General features: G+C 45.2%; 23 protein-coding genes, 2 tRNA genes and 2 pseudogenes. 12 read left to right on the top strand and 15 right to left on the bottom strand.

Annotation, left to right across the window (positions count from 1 at the left end):
• Positions 1-12 precede the first annotated feature (12 nt).
• Together C4H11_RS09860 and C4H11_RS09855 are read left to right on the top strand one after the other, a co-directional pair.
• On the top strand, positions 13-1,503 hold the full coding sequence (locus C4H11_RS09860; protein ID WP_106041623.1) for a RagB/SusD family nutrient uptake outer membrane protein: 1,491 nt from the start codon (positions 13-15) through the stop codon (positions 1,501-1,503).
• Between the two features lie 537 nt (positions 1,504-2,040).
• Complete coding sequence (locus tag C4H11_RS09855) at positions 2,041-3,171, top strand: AAA family ATPase (RefSeq protein ID WP_106041621.1); 1,131 nt, start codon at positions 2,041-2,043, stop codon at positions 3,169-3,171.
• 24 nt (positions 3,172-3,195) lie between these two features.
• On the opposite strand, the gene radC is transcribed toward C4H11_RS09855, so the two are convergent.
• From radC to efp, 3 genes are all read right to left on the bottom strand, one after another.
• The gene (radC, locus tag C4H11_RS09850) at positions 3,196-3,882 is read right to left on the bottom strand and encodes a RadC family protein (protein WP_106041619.1); all 687 of its coding nucleotides are present in this window, start codon (positions 3,880-3,882) and stop codon (positions 3,196-3,198) included.
• Positions 3,883-3,917: 35 nt separating this feature from the next.
• Positions 3,918-4,907 (bottom strand): glycosyltransferase, encoded by a 990-nt coding sequence (locus tag C4H11_RS09845; protein ID WP_106041617.1) that lies wholly within the window; start codon positions 4,905-4,907, stop codon positions 3,918-3,920.
• A 133-nt stretch (positions 4,908-5,040) separates the two neighbouring features.
• A complete protein-coding gene (gene efp, locus C4H11_RS09840; RefSeq protein WP_106041615.1) occupies positions 5,041-5,607 on the bottom strand; it encodes an elongation factor P in 567 nt (188 codons plus the stop codon).
• Between the two features lie 194 nt (positions 5,608-5,801).
• Here efp and rpmH point away from each other — a divergent pair, with 194 nt between their 5' ends.
• On the top strand, positions 5,802-5,963 hold the full coding sequence (rpmH, locus tag C4H11_RS09835; RefSeq protein WP_004292199.1) for a 50S ribosomal protein L34: 162 nt from the start codon (positions 5,802-5,804) through the stop codon (positions 5,961-5,963).
• A 149-nt stretch (positions 5,964-6,112) separates the two neighbouring features.
• Here the strand turns inward: rpmH and C4H11_RS09830 are convergent.
• From C4H11_RS09830 to prmC, 7 genes are all read right to left on the bottom strand, one after another.
• Positions 6,113-6,196 (bottom strand) — tRNA-Leu (locus C4H11_RS09830).
• Positions 6,197-6,223: 27 nt separating this feature from the next.
• Positions 6,224-6,296 (bottom strand) — tRNA-Gly (locus C4H11_RS09825).
• Between the two features lie 104 nt (positions 6,297-6,400).
• On the bottom strand, positions 6,401-7,741 hold the full coding sequence (gene argH, locus C4H11_RS09820; RefSeq protein ID WP_106041613.1) for an argininosuccinate lyase: 1,341 nt from the start codon (positions 7,739-7,741) through the stop codon (positions 6,401-6,403).
• Between the two features lie 26 nt (positions 7,742-7,767).
• Complete coding sequence (locus tag C4H11_RS09815) at positions 7,768-8,178, bottom strand: SRPBCC family protein (RefSeq protein WP_106041611.1); 411 nt, start codon at positions 8,176-8,178, stop codon at positions 7,768-7,770.
• Positions 8,179-8,273: 95 nt separating this feature from the next.
• Entirely contained in the window at positions 8,274-8,912 is a 639-nt protein-coding gene (pyrE, locus tag C4H11_RS09810; RefSeq protein ID WP_106041609.1) for an orotate phosphoribosyltransferase, read from the bottom strand.
• Positions 8,913-8,993: 81 nt separating this feature from the next.
• On the bottom strand, positions 8,994-9,470 hold the full coding sequence (locus C4H11_RS09805; RefSeq protein WP_106041607.1) for a regulatory protein RecX: 477 nt from the start codon (positions 9,468-9,470) through the stop codon (positions 8,994-8,996).
• On the bottom strand, positions 9,461-10,306 hold the full coding sequence (gene prmC, locus C4H11_RS09800; RefSeq protein ID WP_106041605.1) for a peptide chain release factor N(5)-glutamine methyltransferase: 846 nt from the start codon (positions 10,304-10,306) through the stop codon (positions 9,461-9,463). The genes C4H11_RS09805 and prmC overlap by 10 nt, the downstream gene beginning before the upstream one ends.
• A 54-nt stretch (positions 10,307-10,360) precedes the next feature.
• On the opposite strand from prmC, the gene ribD reads away from it, so the two are divergent.
• The 4 genes from ribD to C4H11_RS09780 all read left to right on the top strand — a co-directional run bounded on the left by ribD (position 10,361) and on the right by C4H11_RS09780 (position 14,764).
• On the top strand, positions 10,361-11,437 hold the full coding sequence (ribD, locus tag C4H11_RS09795) for a bifunctional diaminohydroxyphosphoribosylaminopyrimidine deaminase/5-amino-6-(5-phosphoribosylamino)uracil reductase RibD (RefSeq protein WP_394336036.1): 1,077 nt from the start codon (positions 10,361-10,363) through the stop codon (positions 11,435-11,437).
• A gap of 129 nt (positions 11,438-11,566) precedes the next feature.
• Positions 11,567-12,493, top strand: a complete 927-nt coding sequence (locus C4H11_RS09790) for a DMT family transporter (protein WP_106043324.1) — start codon at positions 11,567-11,569, stop codon at positions 12,491-12,493.
• A 352-nt stretch (positions 12,494-12,845) separates the two neighbouring features.
• The gene (locus tag C4H11_RS09785; RefSeq protein ID WP_106041603.1) at positions 12,846-13,970 is read left to right on the top strand and encodes a PCMD domain-containing protein; all 1,125 of its coding nucleotides are present in this window, start codon (positions 12,846-12,848) and stop codon (positions 13,968-13,970) included.
• Positions 13,971-13,981: 11 nt separating this feature from the next.
• The gene (locus C4H11_RS09780) at positions 13,982-14,764 is read left to right on the top strand and encodes a porin family protein (RefSeq protein WP_106041601.1); all 783 of its coding nucleotides are present in this window, start codon (positions 13,982-13,984) and stop codon (positions 14,762-14,764) included.
• On the opposite strand, the pseudogene C4H11_RS09775 reads toward C4H11_RS09780, so the two are convergent.
• Positions 14,709-15,066, bottom strand: a pseudogene (locus C4H11_RS09775) (integrase core domain-containing protein); the annotation flags it as partial. The gene C4H11_RS09780 and the pseudogene C4H11_RS09775 sit on opposite strands and share 56 nt — an antisense overlap.
• Positions 15,067-15,229: 163 nt before the next feature.
• Here C4H11_RS09775 and C4H11_RS09770 point away from each other — a divergent pair.
• From C4H11_RS09770 to C4H11_RS14675, 4 genes and pseudogenes are all read left to right on the top strand, one after another.
• Positions 15,230-15,532 carry a hypothetical protein gene (locus C4H11_RS09770; protein WP_106041599.1) on the top strand — a complete coding sequence of 101 codons (303 nt, stop codon included), beginning with the start codon at positions 15,230-15,232 and terminating at the stop codon, positions 15,530-15,532.
• Between the two features lie 78 nt (positions 15,533-15,610).
• Positions 15,611-16,648 (top strand): virulence RhuM family protein, encoded by a 1,038-nt coding sequence (locus tag C4H11_RS09765; protein WP_106043322.1) that lies wholly within the window; start codon positions 15,611-15,613, stop codon positions 16,646-16,648.
• Entirely contained in the window at positions 16,645-17,109 is a 465-nt protein-coding gene (locus C4H11_RS09760) for a DNA-processing protein DprA (RefSeq protein ID WP_106041597.1), read from the top strand. The genes C4H11_RS09765 and C4H11_RS09760 overlap by 4 nt, the downstream gene beginning before the upstream one ends.
• 23 nt (positions 17,110-17,132) lie before the next feature.
• Positions 17,133-17,237, top strand: a pseudogene (locus tag C4H11_RS14675) (AlbA family DNA-binding domain-containing protein); the annotation flags it as partial.
• A gap of 328 nt (positions 17,238-17,565) precedes the next feature.
• Here the strand turns inward: C4H11_RS14675 and C4H11_RS09755 are convergent.
• The 4 genes from C4H11_RS09755 to C4H11_RS09740 all read right to left on the bottom strand — a co-directional run bounded on the left by C4H11_RS09755 (position 17,566) and on the right by C4H11_RS09740 (position 21,505).
• Complete coding sequence (locus C4H11_RS09755; protein ID WP_106041595.1) at positions 17,566-17,877, bottom strand: DUF4491 family protein; 312 nt, start codon at positions 17,875-17,877, stop codon at positions 17,566-17,568.
• Between the two features lie 54 nt (positions 17,878-17,931).
• The gene (locus C4H11_RS09750; protein ID WP_106041593.1) at positions 17,932-18,396 is read right to left on the bottom strand and encodes an Lrp/AsnC family transcriptional regulator; all 465 of its coding nucleotides are present in this window, start codon (positions 18,394-18,396) and stop codon (positions 17,932-17,934) included.
• A gap of 121 nt (positions 18,397-18,517) precedes the next feature.
• A complete protein-coding gene (locus C4H11_RS09745) occupies positions 18,518-19,291 on the bottom strand; it encodes a radical SAM protein (RefSeq protein WP_106041591.1) in 774 nt (257 codons plus the stop codon).
• Between the two features lie 183 nt (positions 19,292-19,474).
• Positions 19,475-21,505: a ComEA family DNA-binding protein gene (locus tag C4H11_RS09740; RefSeq protein ID WP_106041589.1), complete on the bottom strand. Its 2,031-nt coding sequence runs from the start codon at positions 21,503-21,505 to the stop codon at positions 19,475-19,477.
• A 169-nt stretch (positions 21,506-21,674) separates the two neighbouring features.
• On the opposite strand from C4H11_RS09740, the gene C4H11_RS09735 reads away from it, so the two are divergent.
• A complete protein-coding gene (locus tag C4H11_RS09735; protein WP_106041587.1) occupies positions 21,675-22,307 on the top strand; it encodes a DUF4294 domain-containing protein in 633 nt (210 codons plus the stop codon).
• Positions 22,308-22,476: the final 169 nt, after the last annotated feature.

The following is a 22,476-nucleotide window of genomic DNA, read 5'->3' as shown; positions in this document are numbered from 1 at the left end:
AAATAAAAACGTATGAAAATAACAAGATATATTGTAGTTGGGCTGCTTGCCATAGTGGGATTTGGCTCGTGCAGCGAATCATTCCTTGATACGGAATATACTGCCGAGTTGGATGCACAGGCAGCTTCCGAGGCAGCCGGAAATAATCCGGACGTGTTTCTGAATGGAATGTGGTCTTGGATGGTTACTTTTGACATGGCAGGGACAGGAGCTCACGATGACTTCGGAATCATGTCAATACTACATAGCACGGATATGATGGGACAAGATATTGCGCTATCGGCCGGTCACTGGTTCAGATTTGACTATCAACATGACAACAGAATGTATAACTATCGCCGCACTTCAGTGGATTGGCTTTGTCTTTACACACTGGTTGCAAAGGCAAATGAAGTTATCTCCCTCTATCCGAATGGGGGTGAAACTGCTGCCCAAAAATCCCTATTGGGACAAGCCAAGGCTATCAGAGGCATGGCTTACTACTACCTGATTCAACTGTATCAATTTCCTGTAGATGCCAATGGAGCCGTCAACAATACGGCAAAAGGTGTTCCTTTGATATATACGACTGCAGATGGGAAAACGGAAGAGGAAATCACTGCTTCGAAGGGACGTAATACATTGGGGGCTGTCTATGAACAAATAGAAAAAGACTTGACTGCTGCTGTAGAAAACTTGGCCGGTTATGAACGCCCCAATAAAAACTATATAGATGTGAATGTGGCAAATGGTTTGTTGGCGCGTTATTATTTGTTGAGCCAACAATGGCAAAAGGCCGCAGAGGCAGCAAATAAAGCACGTGACGGCTATGCTATTATGGGAAAAACCGGCTTGCATGATGGCTTTATGGATATTTCCAATGAAGAGTGGATGTGGGGATTTGATCATACTACGGAAACCACCACGACTTATGCTTCCTTCTTCTCTCACATATCAGCTTTAGCTCCCGGTTATGGTGGCTTAGGATATTCCACTCGCTTGATTGATAAAAAACTTTATGAGTCGATTGCCAGTGACGATTATCGAAAAAGTTTGTTTAACGGTGCTGAAGGCAATGCCAAGAACCCGACAGTGGGATCTAGGAAACCTTATGCGAACTTGAAGTTCGGAACAGACGGTGCTTGGACAATGGATTACATGTATATGCGTGCGGCAGAGATGGTGTTGATTGAGGCCGAAGCGTATGCGCATCTTAATCAAGGAGCAAAGGCTGCTGAAGTGTTAAAAATACTGATGGCTAATCGTCAACCGAGCTGGGACATGTCTACCGTAACTGTGGAAGATGTTTATTTGCAACGTCGTATCGAACTTTGGGGAGAAGGTTTCTCCTATTTCGACCTGAAACGCTTGAACAAAGGAATTGATCGCAATTATGAGGGGAACAACCATTTGGCCGGTTATAAGTTGACTGTACCTGCACAGGAGAAGAATTGGGTATATCAGATTCCTTTGAGGGAGATGCAGGAGAACAAGCTAATCACAGAGAAAGACCAGAATGAATAAATCGAAACGTATGTAGAATGATTCCGATTATGAATGTTGTTTACGTATATAGTGAACAAACATAGTAAAACAGAGATACCCCTAAAACAAAGTCAGAGGGTGTCATAATGCCTAAATCGGGTAGGAGGTAAATGCTAAGCATAAAAGGCATTTGCCTCCTACTTTCGCATTTACCGACCTCCTACACCACCGTACATGCAAAGAAAGCAGACTTTTGATTCCGGAAAAATATTGAATGTTCGAATGTACTCCCATCTTGTAATACTGATTTCGGCGCAATAAGTTTACATATCATAGGATTGATTTAGCTTAAGGATAGCCACCCCAAGCAGATCAAATAACGGTAAGTTCGCTTATAAGGAGAAAAGTATTCTCCCTATTAGAATCCACCAGTTTCTCTTACCGAAACCACACCTCAATGAATTCTAAAAACCTGGGCTTTCTTTAGAATTCATGTTGTAACAAATTTATTAGTAATAACATTGTTACTAATAAAAATATTGTCTACCTTTACATCAGAATAATATCTGGAGATTTATGGAGAATAAGCCTTTTATATTCGGTATTGCGACATCGGGCGATAATTTTACCGATCGGGAGAAAGAAACGGAACGTCTATTATTGAATTTTCAGCACGGCATAAATACGGTGCTGATTTCTCCTCGCCGCTGGGGTAAGACTTCTTTAGTGCAGAAAGCGTGCCGCTTGGCACAATCCGACAAATTGAAGGTTGTGTATCTTGATATATTCCCGTGTCGCAGCGACAGAGATTTCTATGACGCATTTGCGGCCGCCGTTCTTAAACAAACATCTTCTAAATTGGATGAGTGGCTTGAAAATGTCAGGTTATTCCTTTCGCGTATCAGCCCCAAAATATCAATAGGCACTGATCCGATGACGGATTTCTCCATTTCACTTGAGATGAATCCCAAGAGCGACGATATTGATGAGATTCTGCAACTCCCCGAAAAGATAGCGCAAAAAAAAGGTTGTAAAATTGTCGTATGCATCGATGAATTCCAACAGATTGCCGAATTCAAGGATTCGAAGACTTTTCAGAAGCGGTTACGTTCTGTATGGCAACTACAAAAGTCGGTATCTTATTGTTTGTTCGGCAGTAAGAAACACTTGATGAATGAGCTTTTTGAAAAGAAGAGCCTTCCGTTTTATAAATTCGGTGACGCCATTTATTTGCCCAAAATCGGAACTTCAGATTGGATTGATTACATCTGCGCCCGCTTCGCAGCTACAGGTAAACGGATTTCAAGAGAATTAGCCGAAAAGATATGCCAAAGGGTAGACAACCATTCTTCGTATGTGCAGCAGTTGTCGTGGTTGGTGTGGGTGCATACGGACAAAATCGCCACAGAGCATGACTTCGAGATGGCATATCAGGATATTATTGACCAAAACACACCGTTGTTTGAAAAACAGACAGAAAGCCTTACGACTTATCAGATGAACTTCTTAAAAGCCCTTATTGATGGTGTTCATAGTGAGTTTACCACACAAGAGATTTTGCAGAAATATCAACTTGGCTCGTCAGCAAATGTCAGTATCGTGAAAAGGGCATTGATTAAAAAGGAACTTATAGAAATAGAAAAGCGCCGCGTCATAATCCCGGATCCGGTGATGAAAGTGTGGTTACAGAAGGAATTGAAGGCATGACGCCCTGCTGAAAGAAGACGGAGGTTACAGCATCCCCTCGTCACTGAAACTGTAATAATGACCATCCGTAACAACTACATGGTCGGCCAGATGTATGTTCATGGTCTGCGCGCCTTTTTTCACTTGTTCCGTCAGGCGCTTATCGTCCATGCTGGGGCGTGTATTGCCCGAAGGGTGATTATGGACGAGGATAATCTGCGTGGCACGCCGCAACAAGGCTTCGCGTAGGATGGTTCGTACGTCGGCAGTCGTTTGATCGATGCCTCCGCGACTGATGCGCACCTTGTCTATCACTTTGGAAGCCTGATTCAGAAGCAATACCCAAAACTCCTCGGTGGCAAGGTCGCATAGCAAAGGATGGAACAGCTCATAGACATCTGCCGATGAACGGATGACGGCGCGTTCGGAACACTCCTGCAATTTGCGCCGTTTACCCAGCTCAAGGGCAGCCATTACAGTGATGCTTTTGGCAGGCCCCAAACCTTTGAAGCGGGCAAAGTCATGCACTTCCCATTTACTCAGCCGATTCAGGTCATTGCCGCAACCGGCAAGTACCCGCTGCATCAGAGCCACGGCACTTTCTTCCGTATTGCCCGATCCGATGAGGATGGCCAGCAGTTCGGCGTCACTCAGCGCCTCCGCCCCTTTCTGCATCATTTTTTCCCGTGGGCGATCCTCTTCGGCCCACTGATTGATATTCAGCTTATTCATACCGTATGCTTATCTTCTCCGCCACTTTGTCATGACTATTTATAGAAGTTCTTCTTAAAAGCCTCAAACGCTCCCCTCCCCAATACGCAACGGTTCCACCAGGCCCGCCAGAAGCCTGTCCCGTATCCGACAAGCTGGATAAAAGAAGCGGCAACGGAATAGACGCCGATGCGCAGACTGCAATTTCGAAGGGTAGAATCCATACAGACCAACAGAGCATAGGCAACGACAGGCGTCAGGCTGTATAAGCAGAAAGGCACGCCCGACAGCAGTATCGCCAAGCCCAAAGTGAATGCCGCCGGCAACAAGTGGACTATCTTCAACGATTCAGGATATTTTTTATACAGATTGATGCGGGCAATACCGGAGTTGTGTACTTGTTTGAAGAACTTCTTCAAGTCCGTCCGACGTTTGTGATATACCCATGCGCCGGGAAACAGACGGCATGTATACCCTGCCTTGAAAATGCGGATACTGAAATCGATGTCCTCACCGAAACGCATCTTAGAGAAACCGCCCAAGGCTTGATAGACGTCTCGCCGCACTCCCATATTGAAACTTCTGGGATAGAATTTGTCCATCTTCTTTTTCCCCCCTCGTATGCCGCCGGTGGTGAAGAAAGAAGTCATGGAGTAGTTTATGGCTTTCTGCATGTCGGTAAAGGATTGGTGCGCACGGTCCGGCCCGCCGAAAGCATCGGCGGGTTTTCGCAGCAATTCTTCTTCCACTGCGATGAAATATCCTTCGGGCAGAATGCAGTCGGAGTCCATAATAATCAGATACTCGCCATTACTGCGCTCTGCGGCATAGTTGCGTGTCTGGCCGGGGCCGGAATTGGGTTTATTGTAATAATGTATATCCAGCTTTTCTCGGAACTCTTCCACGATGTCCCGGCAAGGAAGAGAAGAACCGTCTTCCACTACAATCACTTCAAAATCGGTGTAACTTTGGCGGACAAGGCTTTGCAGCAATTCGTCCACTTCGTCCGGACGGTTGAAAACGGGAATAATGACTGAATATCTCATAACGTTTGTTCTTTAGCCACGGACAAAGGTAATGGAAACCCAGCAATAATGGAAAACTCGGCAATAAAAAAAGCAGCCTGCCCCAAAAAGTTACGGACAAGCTGCCGAGCGAGTTACAAACTATACAGAAAAATTATGCTTTTACGCGGCCCACGTAAGAGCCGTCACGAGTGTCTATTTCAATGGTCTCGCCTTCGTTGATGAACAAGGGGACACGAACGGTTGCGCCCGACTCTACGGTTGCAGGCTTCAAGGTGTTGGTTGCCGTGTCACCCTTCAGCCCGGGTTCGGTATAAGTAATCTTCTGCTGAACCTTTACCGGCACATCAGCATAAAGCACGGTTTCGGTTGTGGCATCCGATACCACATCTACCACCATGCCTTCAAGCAAGAAGTCCACACCGTTGATGAGGTTGTGACTGATAGGGATTTGTTCGAAAGTTTCCTGATGCATAAACTGGTAGTAGTCACCATCGTGATAGAGGTATTGATGCGGACGACGCTCCACACGTACGTCTTCCAGCTTTTCACCGATATTGAAACGACGTTCGAGAACATAACCGTTCACTACGTCTTTCAGCTTGGTACGCATAAAAGTGTTACCTTTTCCCGGCTTTACATGCAGAAAGTCGATACAGAAATAAAGCTTGCCGTCCATGCGGATGCAAGTTCCGATTTTAATGTCTTGGGCATTAATCATACTTATAGTCTTTATTATTATATTATTATGGTTTGCTTTGTTGGAATTGCTTCACGCCTGCAAAAGTAATGGAAATCGGCAGAAATCACAAAAACTTTTGAGAGAAAATGAGTTATCTCTTGGTTTATTTGAAAAAAGTCCCTATTTTTGCAGCCCGAATTCGTGAGAATAATAACATAAAACAAGATACAGTAATGAAAAGAACATTTCAACCTTCTAACAGAAAGAGAAAGAACAAACACGGTTTTCGTGAGAGAATGGCAACTGCCAATGGACGCAGAGTATTGGCCGCACGTCGTGCCAAAGGCAGAAAGAAACTGACTGTTTCTGACGAATACAACGGAGTAAAGGCATAAGCTTCCCCTCCGGAAATGATTAGGATAAAATAAGTCGCAAAGAAGTAACAGCCTCTTTTGCGGCTTTTCCTTTTTACCCCCCTTATGAGTGTAGTCATCACCTGTAATAACAAAGCCCCGTAAGTTTAAGACTCACGGGGCTTCCATCGTACTCGAAGCGGGACTTGAACCCGCACAGCCGCAATGGCCAAAGGATTTTAAGTCCTTCGTGTCTACCATTCCACCATTCGAGCATCCTTACAGAAAAAAAAGGAAAAGAGAGCGGAAAACGAGACTCGAACTCGCGACCCCAACCTTGGCAAGGTTGTGCTCTACCAACTGAGCTATTTCCGCATTGGAAGAACGGCTGCAAAGATAAACAGTTTTCCCATTCCCGCCAAATATATTTTATAAAAAGTATTGCATTCAGTAGCCAAGAACCAAACAGTTTTGACAGCCTATCTGCCAAGAAGTTTCCGTTCTGCGTCTTTCATGGTTTCAAAGTCGAAACCATCCACAACTTGTTGCATCAATGCGGAGATTTCTTTGTTACATAGGTTTCCTATACTGCCCTCGTGCGTATGGTACACTTCTTTTGCATGCAGAAAACGTCCGGCCTCGATATCTAATCCCACTTTTTTATAAGCATCACGGAAAGGCATGCCTTCACGTGCCAGACGATTCACTTCTTCCACACTAAAAATAAGCAGATATTTATCATCATCCAGAATGTGCTCATTCACCCTTATCTCATTCATGATATAAGTTGTCATTTGCAAACAATCCTTCAATTCCTGAAAAGCCGGTAAGAAAACCTCCTTGATAATCTGCAAATCACGAAAGTAACCGGAAGGAAGATTATTGGCAATCATCATGATCTGTTGGGGTAAGGATTGCAGTTTGTTGCATTTGGCACGTGTCAGTTCAAAAACGTCAGGGTTTTTCTTATGCGGCATGATACTGGAACCGGTAGTGCAGTCGTCGGGCAACTTCACAAAGCCAAAATTCTGGCTGTTGAACATACAAGCGTCAAAAGCCAGCTTAGAGATAGTGCCGGCGATGCTTGCCAAAGCGAAAGCGACATTACGTTCCATCTTGCCACGTCCCATCTGGGCATATACCACATTATAGTTTAAGGAGTCGAAACCCAAAAGACGAGTAGTCATGGCACGGTTCAACGGAAAAGAAGAGCCATAACCGGCCGCCGAACCTAAAGGGTTGCGATTGCACATTTTAAACGCTGCCTGCAAGAAAAGCATGTCATCTACGAGACTTTCCGCATAGGCGCCAAACCACAATCCGAATGAAGAAGGCATAGCTATTTGCAGGTGCGTATAACCCGGCATCAGTACCTCTTTATAACGCTCGCTCTGCATAATCAGCACATGAAACAGTTGCTCCACAGCCTCCGCAATTTCTCGTAACTCTGCACGGGTAAATAGTTTCAGGTCGAGCAACACCTGGTCGTTGCGCGAACGTCCGCTATGAATCTTCTTTCCTACATCACCCAGCTTCCGTGTCAGCATAAGCTCTACCTGCGAATGCACATCTTCAACCCCCTCCTCTATCACAAACTCTCCGCGCGCTGCCGTTTCATATATGTTTCTCAATTCGGCAAGCAAGCTCTCCAGCTCTTCTTGAGTCAGAAGGCCGATGCTTTGGAGCATCGTGATATGTGCCATAGAGCCCAACACGTCGTATTTTGCCAAGTAAAGATCCATTTCACGGTCGCGCCCTACCGTGAAACGTTCGATATCCTTGTTTACCCGGACTGATTTTTCCCAAAGTTTCTGAGCCACGTGATTTAGTGTTTAACGATTAATGATTAGTAAGGTATGAGGGAGAGCATGTCGGCCAGCTTTTCAAGGCCTTCCTGCAAGGGTTTCTGCACCATGGCTTTCATAAACGGATTGATGTCTATGCCAATGGTGAGTTTCATTTTGCATTCGCCTGCGGTGGCAGGTAGAATTTGTATCCAAAGATTAAACGGAAGAGGTGAGGCAATCGTTCCAAACTTGATGCACTTGCAAGGTTCTTTCTCAACAATCTGCAAAGTGATTCTCCCTACGGGGTCCACCTCCATAGTCATGCTGTCGGCATCAAAAGTTAAATCCTTTATTTTGTCTTCCGGCAGGCGTTCTTTCACTTTCTCCAAATTATTCAGGTCAGACAGCTTCTGATAGACAGCCTCTTGTGAAGCTTGAATATTCTTTATTCCACTCTCAAATTTCGTCATATATTCGCTTCTATTAAAAAGACAAAAGAACTATCCGGACATAGATTGCTCCGAATGGTTCTTTTGTCATGCCATATTTTTATTAAGAACAATGTTTATTTCCCGGCATCCCAATGTGCAGGGTCTTTGCGCCACTCATTCAGTGTCTCCACGTCTTCCTCCTCGATGTAACCGGTGCGCAAGGCAGTCTCCAGCACAGCTTCGTAGTTTGTCAATGTTACCAAGGGCACTTTGGCATCCCTAAAGGCTTTTTCGGCCACGGGGAATCCGTAAGTATAGGCGGCTACCATGCCGATAACTTCGCATCCATCGCGACGAATGGCTTCTACAGCTTTCAAGCTGCTTCCACCGGTCGATATCAGGTCTTCTACCACCACCACTTTCATTCCGGGGCGAAGTTCACCTTCAATCAGGTTCTCCAAGCCATGATCTTTCGGAGTGGAACGTACATATACAAATGGCAGATTCAAGGCGTCGGCCACCAATGCCCCTTGAGGGATGGCTCCCGTTGCCACACCGGCAATGGCATCCACCTGTCCGAAGCGTTCCAGAATCAGACGTGTAATTTCCGTTTTCACAAAATTGCGAAGGGAAGGATAAGAAAGGGTTTTGCGGTTATCGCAATAAAAAGGAGACTTCCATCCGGATGCCCAAGTAAATGGATTGGCGGGCTGTAGTTTAATCGCTTTTATCTTCAGCAATTTTTCTGCAAACAATCTTTCTAAAGTTTTCATAATAACACTAACTGTTATGATAAATATGGTACAAAAGTACAGAAACTGTATGAGATTAGAAAAGAGAATACCAAATATTTTTTATTCAGTATAGTCGTTTTCGTCGGAAACATCGATGCAGCAACGTATATCCTTCATTTCAAATCCACGACTCAGCGCGAAGCGAACCAACTTGCCTTTCAGTTCGTATTCGCTTTTAGCTCGGATGCTCTTCCGCTTTGCCGCCAACAAATTCCGAAGAATGGCGAGATATTCTTCTTCATCAACCTCATCCAAAGAAGTGCGGTAAACGGACGAGGGGATTTCTTTTTGCTGAAGCGCCTTGCCTATTTTATACTTCCCCCATTTGGCAAAACGATATTTATCGTTGACAAAAGCACGGCAAAAACGCTCCTCGTCTATATATCTTTCCGTTATCAGGCGATTGACAATGCGTTCTACGGCATCATGATTCACACCCATCCGCTGAAGTTTTTCCACTATCTCTGCCCGACAATGTTCAGCAGTGGAACAATAAGACTCCATCCGCTTCAGGGCCTCTGTTTCGGTCATTTCCATCCTCTTTCTGCCATTACATACCGGTCGTTGCCGGAAATATCTTTTCGGACACGGACTTTCGTGTAGCCTTGTTCGCGAAGCATCCTCGCAATGGCCTCTCCGAATGCCCGGTTAATTTCAAAATAGAGCTTACCCCCCGGTGTCAGCATGCTTTGCCCCAACTCTCCGATACGGCGATAGAAAAGGAGGGGATCCGCATCCGGCACAAACAAGGCCGAAGAAGGTTCCCAGTCCGTCACATTCCGTTCCATATATTGCTTTTCGGCTTCCGTAATATAAGGCGGATTGCTGACTATCACATCAAAACGGTCATCATCAGTCGGCCGATATGTCAGGACATCGCGCCGAACAAAACAGACAGAAGCCTGCAATTGCCTGTTGTTTCCTTCAGCTATGCAAAGAGCCTCTATCGAAATGTCCCAAGCCGTGATTTGCGCCTCGGGAAGTTCTTTTGACAAACTGACAGCTATACAACCGCTTCCGGTACCAATGTCGAGAATGCGACCGTCCGGTGCAATCTCTTTCAGCATCTCTTCCACCAGTTCTGCGGTTTCGGGGCGGGGAATCAACACACCGGGAGCCACGTGAAAAAGGCGTCCCAAGAATGGTGCAACACCCTGTATATATTGTATCGGCTCAAAATTGCACAAGCGGCACAGAATGCCTTCCAGTTCTCTTTCCTTGTTCGAAGATAAAATTATATCTTTGCCCAGATAATAATCCACGGAGCTTTGCCCCAGCATTTCACAGCAAATGATGCGACAAAGAGCGGCCGCCTCCCGTGCGGAATAACAAGATTGCAAAACAGTACGGATATGTCGGGCAGGGGTACTCATTAAAAACATTCTTTGTATCAAGATGCAAAAATAGAGAAAAAAAACGAGTAGAGAATGACCGTCAATAAAGAATATATGGAAGAAGAATATAAATACATGCGCCGTTGCATTCAGTTAGCACAGAACGGACGATGCAACGCAGCCCCCAATCCGATGGTAGGGGCAGTGATTGTATGCGACAGACAAATCATAGGCGAAGGCTATCATATACGTTGCGGAGAGGCGCATGCCGAAGTCAATGCCATCCGTTCCGTCAAAGACCCTTCGTTACTGAAACGCTCCACCATTTATGTCAGTTTGGAACCATGTTCGCATTACGGGAAAACGCCCCCCTGTGCCGACCTGATCATCGAAAAGCAAATTCCCCGTATCGTCATCGGATGTATCGACCCCTTTTCTGAAGTGGCCGGACGAGGCATACGGAAACTGAAAGATGCCGGACGTGAGGTCATCGTGGGGGTTATGGAAGAGGAATGCAGACAGCTCATTCGACGGTTTATTACCTTCCACACCCTCCACCGTCCCTATATTACGTTAAAATGGGCGGAGTCGGCCGACGGCTATTTGGACATGCAGCGTAAAGACGGTTGTCCGGTTATGCTATCCAGTCCGTTGACATCCATGTTGGTACACAAAAAGCGTACAGAGCATAGCGCCATCATGGTGGGTACCCGTACAGCCCGCTTGGATAATCCCGGACTGACCGTTCGTCATTGGTACGGCCGTTCACCCGTACGTGTCGTCATCGACCGTAGTGCAGCATTGTCCCCCGCCCTGCAACTCTTTGACGGCAACACGCCTACTCTTGTTTTTACCGAGAAGCCGCACGAAGCAGCTCTCAATGTGGAGTATATTCCGATAGATTACTCACAAGACACACTTCCGCAGATGATGCATGCCCTTTATGAACGCAGGCTGCAATCACTTCTCGTAGAAGGCGGCAGCATGTTATTGCAATCGTTCATCGATGCCGGTTTGTGGGACGAGGCCTTTGTAGAAACAGCACCCGTCCTGCTTCATTCCGGTGCCAAGGCTCCGAAGATAAGCGATGATATGCCTTTCGAAGTCTCACTGGTATTCGGCCGGAATTTCCGCCACTATAGACAGGCCAACAGGGCAAATGCCGGATAACATCTGCCCCACATAGGATGAAAAGAGTATTTATTTTCCCTAAGAAAAAGGTTGAAGAATAAAAAGTATGATTTACCTTTGCAAGTCTCAAAAACGATGAATCGAAACGAACAGCAACTTACGGCTCATATGAATGCAAAGGTAAAAGGCTATATATTGGGAAGCATCGCTGCCGCATCCTACGGCATGAACCCTCTTTTTGCCCTCCCGCTCTACAAAGAAGGGATGGATCCGGACTCCGTTCTGTTTTTCAGATACTTGTTCGCCATTTCCATCTTAGGTATCATGCTCAAGGCCAGAGGCAGGAGTTTTAAGCTGAGAAAGCAAGACGTGTTGCCGTTGATTGCATTGGGATGCTTAGTGGCTGTTTCCTCCCTGACCTTGTTTCAAAGTTATAACTATATGGAAGCAGGCATCGCTTCAACGATACTGTTTGTCTACCCCATTCTGGTCGCAGTGATCATGGCATTTGTATTTAAAGAAAAAATCACCCTGCAAACCATCTTGTGCATTTTCCTTGCCTTGAGCGGCATTGCACTTTTGTATAAAGGTGATGACGGCACCACACTCAGTCTGACGGGCATTGCATTGGTAGTAATCTCCTCCCTCTCCTATGCCATCTATATTGTAGGTGTCAACCGCCCGCGGCTGAAAGATGTGGCCACGCTGAAAATAACTTTCTACGTATTGCTATTCGGGCTCTCGCTCTTTCTGGTTCGCGTAGACTTCGGTCAAACCCTGTATATTGTTGATAAATGGTATTTATGGGGCAATCTGTTCGCATTGGCCGTATTTCCCACCGCTATTTCTTTCCTCTGCACCACACAAGCCATCCAGTACATCGGCTCCACCCCGACAGCCATACTCGGCGCCTTGGAACCCGTGACTGCCGTTTTTTTCGGAGTGACCATCTTCGGCGAGCAACTTACGCCCAGACTGTGTCTTGGAATAGTGCTGATTATTTTGGCCGTGACGTTCATCATAGCCGGCAGTAATATCAACGCCTACTTGATACGCTTCAGGAAACTGTTTCCAAGACTGCCGTTAAAGAGGTAAAAGGCAGGACGGAAAACTGCCGGCATCAATCTTTTGCCTGATACACTGTCAACTGTGGAAACGGTATGCCGATGTCCTCTTTCTTAAATTCAGAATAGATGTTCTTATTCAACGGACACAAATATTTTGTGCACCTATCGCCGAATAGTTACTAAAAAAGAACTATAAAAAAGGGTACATATCCACACTGATAAATCATAGAAAGGACGGAGACGAGCTTTTCTGTATTTTCGAAAGAAATTGTACCTTTGCGACCCATATAATATAAACCAAACTCCCTTTTTGCGCACAAAAACGCCCGAACACAAAGTGGAAGGAGGTTGAAATAAAAACAGATAAAAACATTTGAGGTATGAAATTGAAAGGAATAACAAAGGTTGCTTTTGTGGGACTGTGTGTCGCCACATGGACGACGTCGTGTATCAAGGACGAGGCAGCAAATGCAGAAGCAGACATCGTGGCATGCGCCGTGAGTGGAAATCTGCTTATTCGCGAACCGGTGATTACTAATACTGAAGTAAAGCTTTATGTCAACGGATGGGAGGACTTGACAAACCTTGCGCCCACTTTCACGTTGACGGCAGGGGCAACGATAGAACCTGCCGGCGGTACGATGAGGGATTTCACCACGCCGCAAACCTATACTGTTACATCTCAGGACAGACAGTGGAAGAAGACTTATAAAGTTTCGTTCATCTCCGAAAGCCCGGCTACGGAGTATCATTTCGAGAACATCAGATATTATGAGTACAAGGACGAATGGGATCCTACGGCCGAGCCACGGAAGTTTTACCACATCTTTTACGACCGGACCATCGAAGGGGCCGATATGGACTGGAGCAGCGGCAATGCGGGATTCATGATAACCAACAGCACCGCTCCCGCCACGGACTATCCCACCAGTCAGGCAGAGAACGGATACAAAGGTAAGTGCGCCAAACTTGTCACCCGTTCCACCGGCACGCTCGGGGCGATGTTTCAAGCTCCTTTGGCAGCAGGAAACCTTTTCATAGGCGAGTTTGTAATCAATATGGGCAATATGGCCAAATCGACTCATTTCGGTGTACCTTTCCGCATGATGCCGTTGGGGCTGGACGGTTATTTCAAATACAAAGCCGGCGAGAAATATATCAATAAGAACAGTGAAGAACAATCGGAAAAGAAAGATCTTTTCGACATCTATGCCGTGATGTATGAAGTGACCAAAGAAGTGCCCTACCTCGACGGAACCAACATCAAAAAACACGAGAATATCGTGATGATGGCACAGGTGGAGAATCGTAAGGAGGCGGACGAATGGACGCATTTCTCGGCTGAGTTCAAACCCATAGGAGGCAGAACGATTGAGGCGGAGAAATTGCGCAACGGCAAATACAACCTTGCCATCGTGCTCTCCTCGAGCGAGGGAGGAGCTTATTTCAATGGGGCTGTGGGCAGCACGTTGTATGTAGATGAGATGAACTTGTATTATAAATAAAAACAATAGTCATGAAGATATATTTTAAGGGACTCATTGCGACGGCCCTCGGCCTTTGGTCGGTGACGACTATGGCGCAACAAGACAGGAATCAGAGCTTAAGACTGTCCGAGAGAAACGGTTGGGAGTATGAGGTGAAGGCCGGCGTAAACATAGGCGGGGCGTCGCCCATCCCGTTGCCCGAAGAGATTCGCGAAGTAAACAGCTTCAGCCCGAAATTCAATGGGGTGGTGGAAGGAACCGTCACGAAGTGGCTGGGCCGCAAGAAGAACCGGGGCGTATCGGTGGGGCTGCGTATCGAGGAAAAAGGCATGAAGACAGATGCAAGGGTGAAGAATTACGGCACGGAAATACTGAACGACGGCAACAAGGTGGCCGGACGATGGACAGGACGGGTGGAGACGAACTACAACAGCACGTTCCTCACCTTGCCGGTGATGGCCAATTATCGGTTCAACGGCAGTTGGAAAGTGCGTGCCGGCATGTATGTATCCTATCGTATGGACGGCAACTTCTCCGGTTCGGTGAGCGACGGTTACTTGCGCGAAGGTACGCCTACGGGCGAGAAAGTGGAATTTACGGACGGCAAGTCGTCGACCTATGATTTCAGTTCCGACCTCCGTCGTTTCCAGTACGGGGCACAGATAGGCGGCACGTGGCAAGCATTCCGCCATTTCTCGGTCAACGCCGATTTTACTTGGGCTTTCTGCAACGTATTTAAACGAGATTTCAAGACCATCACGTTCGATATGTATCCCATCTACCTGAATCTGGGCTTCGGATATAAGTTTTAGGATATGATTTTTCAGACGCTGATGACGCCGATTTATCTTTTAAGATAGGCGGCATCGGCGTTTTCCCGAAACAGTGCTTTCCGGAATGTGTCCTTTCCGTGTTGTAAGCGTTCATCCATGCATCAAGGTCTGTTTGCAGCTGTTCGATAGATACATATATTTTCTGCAATAGCGTAGAACTCATTCTGCACAGTTCTGTTAAATCTCTCGCAGATACCGTTTGTTTGTGGGCTTTTCGCCTTGATTTTGGAATGGTCTATGTCCTCCACGGCCGGATACAGCTCGTACTCGTGGTTTTCTCTGTTACAAAATTATTCTTTTTTATGCGTAACTGTCAGATTAAGTCTTGACTAATTCAGATTATTTATGTATTATCGTCACGATAAGATAATCAAGAAGCAAGAAGCAAGAAAAGTTCTTGAATGAGTTACAAATAAAAAAATAAAAAAAGCAGAAAACCAAGAATTGCAAGCCAAAGTTGAGTGCAATATTATCCATAACGAAAAAGGCAGCCGGCGAATCCGTTTCTATAATTCAGAGCAGGCCGATGCTCGTAATGTTCGTATAGAGATTGTAAATGAGGGCACTCTTGAAGGAGTTAAGTTATTAGGAACTTGGGGACCATACGATTTGATAACATCTCGTAATGGTTATAGAGAAGAGCGTATGTTTTTATCCGAAGGTCATACAGATGCTTTGCAGTTACGTATCATCTGGGATGATTATTTTGGAAAAGACCGAAGTATATTACAATCCCCACAGTTGTAAATTAGAATAAGGAAGCCATAAAACATTAGACGAAAGCAAGGAGCATCTCGTATGAGACAATAAATAAAGAATAGAATGATGGAAGCAAGCAACAACGACAATATGCTTATCTACCAGTCGGAAGATGGAAAGATAAAAATAGATGTGCGATTTGAAAACGAAACCGTGTGGCTGTCATTAGACCAAATGGCAACACTCTTCGGGCGTGATAAATCTACCATTTCACGGCATGTTAAGAACATATTTGAGGAAGGAGAATTGCAAGCTCCTTCAGTTGTTGCAAATTATGCAACAACTGCAACGGATGGGAAAACTTATCAGGTGGATTATTACAACCTCGATGTTATCATCTCGGTAGGTTATCGGGTGAAGTCTCAGCAAGGCACGCAGTTCCGCATTTGGGCTACACAGCGACTAAGAGAATATATCATCAAAGGCTTTGCGCTGAACGATGAGCGATTCAAGACGGGTTCTTCCTATAACTACTTTAAAGAACTCTTAGACCGCATTCGTGAGATACGCCTTTCTGAGAAGGTGTTTTATCAGCAGATAAAGGATATATACGCAACGAGCATCGACTATAATCCATCTGCTGAGATGACATTGGCCTTCTTCAAGGAAATACAGAACAAGCTACTTTGGGCTGTCAGCGGAAAGACGGCTGCCGAACTTATTTATTATCGTGCTAATGCCTCACTACCGATGATGGGACTTACTTCTACGGAAAAAGAGGGGAAAGTAACCAAGAATGATGTCTTGATAGGTAAGAACTACCTGAATGAGAAAGAGATTGGACAGTTGAAACTTATCGTAGAGCAGTTCCTTGCCTATGCCGAGGCGCAGGCGTTGGCCGAGAAACCAATGTACATGCGTGACTGGGTGCAGAAGCTGCGACTTGTACTCACCATGAACGAGAAGAATATCCTTGAGCATGCCGGCACAATTTCTCACAAGCTGGCAGTAGCCAAAGCTACAAAGGAATACGTTGCTTACAAAGAGCAGCAACGGCAAATAGAGCACTTTGAAAGTATCAAGCAACTCGACCAAGACCTGAAGCGTATCGCACCACGAAAGAACAATAAAAAGAAGAAAGGCGACGGAGAGAATCATCAATGACAGTGCACACACAATATCTTGGCAACAGGGAACTGTTGAATTTGCAAAAGACAGCCTTCCTCGCATCGAGTAATATCGCTTCCGAGACGGTGTTGCGGGTATATGATTGGGCTACGGATATGCGCAGTCGTGGAGACTGTATCATCAGTGGATTTAACAGTAAATTGGAACAGGATGTGCTTCACTTCCTGCTGAAAGGCAGCCAACCGATTATTCTTGTTATTGCCCGGCGAATGTATAAAGCCATCCCTAAGGAATTACAAGAAGTGTTAACTCAAAACAGACTATTGATAGTGTCTGTAAGTAATGCGGCACGTCAGTCAAAGGACACAGCAATGATGAGGAATAGGTGGGTTTGCGAAATGGCCGACAGGATATTATTCATTGGCGTGACCGAGCAAAGCAGTCTCTATGCGCTTAAGGCCGCCTTTAATAATAAACAAAAAATAATAACATTATAATTTCCACTATGACTATATAAGATATAATAACCCGCAAGGAAGGTCAGACGTTTGATCGCAAGAGCATTCAAATAGAGCCAAAGGCTTTGGTGGTATCCATCGTTGCGTTTGCAAATGCCGATGGTGGAATGAAGCACATCTATCATCCTAATATGCGGCCAACCAATACATTCTTACCACCGAAACCATACCCCAACCGTATCAACGCCGTGTCTTCCCCAGACCTTCTCCGTATCTATATAAGCGGAGGATATACGGAGGTGATACGGAGATGATACGGAGGATATACGGAGCGGATGCGGAGAAGATGCGGAGCTCTTATTAAAAGAGTTTCCGCCCGGACACTATTTCCGGCATGGTACGAAGTTTCTGAAACATTCTGTCATTCTTATATCAAACTGACACAGATATACCCGGAAAAGAGTCTTGAGAAGGAGGTAGGATAACAGCCATTCCTTAAAACTTATAGGTTCTTTTAGGATTCTTGGGAAACCATCCCTTCCTTACACGCTCTTCCTGCTCAAATATCTCTTTAATACTCCAGAAGGAAGAGAAAGCGAATACGCCCAGCAAAGAAGCAACCATAATACTCTCCGTGCAGAGAGAAGCTATGACGCCACTGACCCCAAGCAGGAGGAAAAACCACCAGCATTTGGTTCCCCAATAGTATTCGGCCTTTACGACTATGGGGTGGAACAGGCCGATAATAAGAAATGTACAGATACCGATGAGAAGACCGGACAAATGATATTCGTTTAAGAAATCCATTATTGTTTGCTATTGTTCATAAGCCGGTGATGAGCCACCTATGATTCTTTATTTTTATTTCTCAGGACAAATAGGAATCTCTTTCTTGATGCTTTGCTCCAAAGAAATAAGAGTTTCTGTAGCTGTCACACCCGGAATCTCTTGCATTTTGTTATTCAACAAGTCCATCAGATGTTCGTTATCACGGGCATAAACTTTCGTCAACATGGTATATGTGCCTGTGGTGAAGTGACATTCTACGATTTCGGGAATCTTATTCAATTCGGCAACCACCCTTTTATACATGGAACCTTTTTCCAATTTGATTCCCACATACGTACAAGTTCTGTATCCAAGCGATTTGGGATTTACATGATAACCTGAACCAACAATAACGCCAAGATCTATCAAACGTTGCACACGCTGATGAATGGCTGCACGCGATACTCCACATTCAGCGGCTACATCTTTGAAAGGAATACGGGCATTTTGAGAAATGATTTCCAGAATCTGCCGGTCAAGATTGTCTATTTTTTCCATAACAGTATGTAAATAAAGTTTTTTATCTTATCAAATAGTAAGCAAATATAGGGCTTTATTTTAATTTACCTATAAAAATGAAAGGAAAATTGAGTAAAAAGAGATAAGTATGTGAGAATTTTCAATAAGAGACACTTACTTCTATCCCTTCTTTCCGTATCAGTGCCGCAATGCGATTCAGCTCTTCATGTGTGGCCTTTTGTAAGTCTTTACCCGGTGTTTCGCGGTCGATGGTGTAAATCATCACTTGACGGGGAGCTATCTCTTTCACTGCCTCCAGCCAGGGCAGAACGTATTTGTCGGAAGTGTTATTCATATCCCTGCCCCGGTAGCTTCCTTTCAAGAACATGGTTTGTATGATGCAGTTACCTCTGAAGGCTTTCATTCTTTCGATGATTTTGTTTACAGAATAAGGCCCCGTAGGGCAATCAAGATTACGAATGTAGTCTTCGTCTACCGTGTCAAGCTTCAAGATGTTATTATCTACTTTGCTCAGAGCCTCAAACACGGCAGGCTTATGGATAAGGGTGGAGTTGGTGAGTACGCTTACCTTGGCGTCCGGGAAATAGCGGTCACGCAAGACAAGCGTATCTTCTATGATTTCAGGAAAATGCGGATGCGCGGTAGGTTCACCGTTGCCGGCAAAGGTCAGTACATCGGGCGAAGGCCCATTCTGCGACATATCCTGCAGGCGTGCTTCAAGGGCCACACGTACTTCTTCCCGTGTGGGTAGCTGCTCTTTGGGCCGGTGGTCGGCATTGAAACCGCATTCGCAGTAGATACAATCGAAGGTACACACCTTGCCGTCGGCAGGCAATAAGTTGATTCCCAATGATACTCCCAAACGGCGGGAATGAACGGGACCAAATATGGGAGAAGGATAAATGACTGTCATTGCTGTAAATTATTTACCGTTATTCTTGATCTAAAAGAATCTTGAACAAGAACAAAGTTAATCAAACACTTTTATTAAACAATCTTCGGGGTCTAAAGTTTCAACAAAAACAATACCTGAGCTTGTTTTTAATGTTTCAGGTTATGCTTCTACTACTATGAAAAGCTTAATCGGATATTCTGCCTAAAACTTAACTCTAAGCTGCATTTGCAAATCCGCTTTACGGTTGCCGTTTATCAAATCGGAACCCGAACCGATTGTTTTGCGATCGTTATAAACGGTCTGTCCGAACTTGGCAAGAAACATAAAGTTTTTGCTTACGTCGTAACGGAAAAGAACAGAATAGCGACAACCTCTGCCAGAAAAAGAAGGGGTAGAAAAGGTATATAGCAAACCTCTTTCAGAAGCATATATACGCGAATCGTAATCATCCGTATTGAAATAAGTGGCTTGCAAGACAAACGACAAGGGAAAGGAAGGGGAAGAATAGGCACAAGACTGTGTACACAGGTATCCGGCTTTCCCATCGAAGTGACGGTTTGCCTTGTCTTGCTGACGGAAATGATTGTAGTCAATGGTGGTGCGGAATGTAAAGCTACCCGGTGTATAGGACAACCTATATCGAAGCCGTTGATGGTGTATGGGTGATGTAACCGCAACACGGCTACCCGTCACGTCTCTCTCTTTCCGTTTATATCGGTAATTGAGATACATGGATAGATTGCGTTTTGCCGAATAGTTCGCCTGAAACATGACATCAGTTCCTTGCGAAGGTTGGCTGATGCGGTATCTCCACCAAGGAAAAGAAAACATATCGACCGAAGCAAAGAACCTCCAATGAGCAAAAGGAGAGAGTTCTGCCGCCAGATACCAGCCGTTTTCGTTCTGCGGTGCGCTGCTTTCACCGAAAGAGCGAGCAAACATAGCCCAATAATCGAAGGAATAGAGGCGATGAACCAGCAGCAGCCGATAGTCGGGCGAGAAGTCGTATCTCAATTTATTCAGCAAGGCATATCCTCGTTTGCCGATTGCACCCTCGCCTGCCCATGCAAGACGCCCCAACCGATATTTATAATCTATCCCTACATTGTAAAAGTCATTGCCGTGCAGGTTGTATTTCGCATATCCGTCAAGTCTCGGTTCATAAGGATGATCGAAGGAATAACAAATGCCCGTCAGACCTACTTTCAATGTTTTTTTCTCATAGGTCAGGTTACCACCCATGAGTTGAAGAGCAAAAGCATTTGCCTTGTCCGCTTCTTTTTGCGTACGGTGCAGCCCCGTTTTGTAAATGGAAGTAATTTCTCCTTCTTTCACCGTGCCGTCCATTAATCGGTACGAATAGAATGCCGACAACTCCAAAGAAGGGATGATTTCCACCGTTGTCGCCACTCCGCGAAAATAGTTATACTCATCCGTAGAGCCATGTTTTCGTATGCCTCCGGCACGATGTTCGGCGGTGGATAAGGAGAATGTCTTACCCAAACGGAAATCTGTACTGAGCACTAATCCTTGTCCGAAGCTCAAACGATAATTGCCCAAAGCCAAGGTTTTCAGCCTACCTAAGTTTCTGACTATGAAATAATAAGAGTAGTAATCATAACCTTTGCCGTTGTGCAAGGCAAACATAGGTTCTCCGGCATCTTTCTCGCCCGTTATGCCTGCCTGCAAGTAGTCGCCGTAACGAAAGCCATAGCGCAGGGAGTGATAGGGCGAAGGACCGAGATAGCTTTTGACATAGCCTTTTCGTGTATAGAAAGGTACATCCACACGAGTAAGCATTTCGTGTCGGCCATGTTTAAGGATGTTTTTCAAAGCGGGATAACCCTTACTCTCTCCTTCCACCTTCTGTACACAGACAAAAGGCAGTAGCAGTTCAATGGTGCGCTTATCCATCTCTTCCACTAATTGTAGTTCATATAAGGTTTGCATCTGCCCGTGCAAGTAGATATATGCCAACAGATTTTCTATCTGAATATCCGTGAGGAAAGGGAATTGTTCCAATTGGCTTTTGGTTGCCGCATTGAGATTGAGAGGTTCTTGCAACAGCCGGGAGAGTTCTTGCAGTTCGTCTTCCCAATTGTGTTCATCTTCGGCATCCGCAGAAATCTGTTCCAAATGCTCCTCCCAAAGAGACAAGGGCGTGTTTTGTGCCCTAAGCACAGAAGCCGCCAACAGCACACTCACAAAAACTACCAATCTGACGCATTTCATTTGATACAGCCGTTTTGTTGTTTGATGGTTATCCGGTATGCAAAAGTAAGGCTATAAAACAAAAAAGGAAAGAGGAAAGTGTTTATTTTCGAATAAAACAGAGCGTTGTCTCGATAAATAAGTTAAGATACCGAGGAAAAAACATCCGAATGCAACAACATTTCACGGAATGATGTACTTTTGTGATATGACAAGACTTAATATAGTAATATTCATTCTCTTTCTGCTCTGCGGAAGCCCGGAAGCTTTTGCACAGCCGCAGTCTGCGCAGAGCGGTGGAAAAACAAATATTCAGCTTGTCCCCATGTGCATTTACGAGGGAGACACCATCCCATACGTCGACCTGCCCAACGTTTATATATTCAAGCCGTTAAAGTTCAGAAACAAGCGGGAAATAGAAAAGTATTATAAACTTATCCGCGATGTGAAAAAAGTACTTCCCATCTCAAAAGAAGTGAACCGGGCCATCATTGAAACTTACGAGTACATGATGACCCTGCCCAACGAGAAAGCTCGCAAACAGCACATCAAAGCCGTGGAAAAAGGTCTGAAAGAACAATATACCCCCCGATTGAAGAAACTCACCTTTGCTCAAGGCAAACTGCTGATAAAGTTAGTAGATCGCCAAACCAACTCCACCGGCTACGAATTGGTAAAAGCCTTCATGGGGCCGTTTAAAGCCGGATTCTACCAGACCTTCGCTGCCTTATTGGGTGCCAGCCTGAAAAAACAGTATGACCCGGCGGGAGAAGACGCACTGACCGAACGAGTAATACTGATGGTGGAAAGCGGACAATTATAATAGCTACTTCTATTTACTTTATACCTGATATTTTCTAAAGAAATCAATCCCAAAATAATAATTCCTGCATCACAACCGATACTTCTCCCTGTCCAAAACCATAGATTGTCATAAAATGAGCCAACTAACTCGTGAACTCACGACGAATTAGTTGGCTTTAGTTTTGTCT

It is taken from the genome of Bacteroides zoogleoformans (genome assembly GCF_002998435.1).
GTDB lineage: Bacteria > Bacteroidota > Bacteroidia > Bacteroidales > Bacteroidaceae > Bacteroides > Bacteroides zoogleoformans.
This window is presented reverse-complemented; position numbering and strand designations above follow the sequence as displayed.

Coding starts and splice junctions, on each gene's coding strand:
- C4H11_RS09860 (WP_106041623.1), top strand. CDS start 13: ATGAAAATAACAAGATATATTGTAGTTGGGCTGCTTGCCATAGTGGGA.
- C4H11_RS09855 (WP_106041621.1), top strand. CDS start 2,041: ATGGAGAATAAGCCTTTTATATTCGGTATTGCGACATCGGGCGATAAT.
- radC (WP_106041619.1), bottom strand. CDS start 3,882: ATGAATAAGCTGAATATCAATCAGTGGGCCGAAGAGGATCGCCCACGG.
- C4H11_RS09845 (WP_106041617.1), bottom strand. CDS start 4,907: ATGAGATATTCAGTCATTATTCCCGTTTTCAACCGTCCGGACGAAGTG.
- efp (WP_106041615.1), bottom strand. CDS start 5,607: ATGATTAATGCCCAAGACATTAAAATCGGAACTTGCATCCGCATGGAC.
- rpmH (WP_004292199.1), top strand. CDS start 5,802: ATGAAAAGAACATTTCAACCTTCTAACAGAAAGAGAAAGAACAAACAC.
- C4H11_RS09815 (WP_106041611.1), bottom strand. CDS start 8,178: ATGACGAAATTTGAGAGTGGAATAAAGAATATTCAAGCTTCACAAGAG.
- pyrE (WP_106041609.1), bottom strand. CDS start 8,912: ATGAAAACTTTAGAAAGATTGTTTGCAGAAAAATTGCTGAAGATAAAA.
- C4H11_RS09805 (WP_106041607.1), bottom strand. CDS start 9,470: ATGGAAATGACCGAAACAGAGGCCCTGAAGCGGATGGAGTCTTATTGT.
- prmC (WP_106041605.1), bottom strand. CDS start 10,306: ATGAGTACCCCTGCCCGACATATCCGTACTGTTTTGCAATCTTGTTAT.
- ribD (WP_394336036.1), top strand. CDS start 10,361: ATGACCGTCAATAAAGAATATATGGAAGAAGAATATAAATACATGCGC.
- C4H11_RS09790 (WP_106043324.1), top strand. CDS start 11,567: ATGAATGCAAAGGTAAAAGGCTATATATTGGGAAGCATCGCTGCCGCA.
- C4H11_RS09785 (WP_106041603.1), top strand. CDS start 12,846: ATGAAATTGAAAGGAATAACAAAGGTTGCTTTTGTGGGACTGTGTGTC.
- C4H11_RS09780 (WP_106041601.1), top strand. CDS start 13,982: ATGAAGATATATTTTAAGGGACTCATTGCGACGGCCCTCGGCCTTTGG.
- C4H11_RS09765 (WP_106043322.1), top strand. CDS start 15,611: ATGGAAGCAAGCAACAACGACAATATGCTTATCTACCAGTCGGAAGAT.
- C4H11_RS09760 (WP_106041597.1), top strand. CDS start 16,645: ATGACAGTGCACACACAATATCTTGGCAACAGGGAACTGTTGAATTTG.
- C4H11_RS09755 (WP_106041595.1), bottom strand. CDS start 17,877: ATGGATTTCTTAAACGAATATCATTTGTCCGGTCTTCTCATCGGTATC.
- C4H11_RS09750 (WP_106041593.1), bottom strand. CDS start 18,396: ATGGAAAAAATAGACAATCTTGACCGGCAGATTCTGGAAATCATTTCT.
- C4H11_RS09745 (WP_106041591.1), bottom strand. CDS start 19,291: ATGACAGTCATTTATCCTTCTCCCATATTTGGTCCCGTTCATTCCCGC.
- C4H11_RS09740 (WP_106041589.1), bottom strand. CDS start 21,505: ATGAAATGCGTCAGATTGGTAGTTTTTGTGAGTGTGCTGTTGGCGGCT.
- C4H11_RS09735 (WP_106041587.1), top strand. CDS start 21,675: ATGATGTACTTTTGTGATATGACAAGACTTAATATAGTAATATTCATT.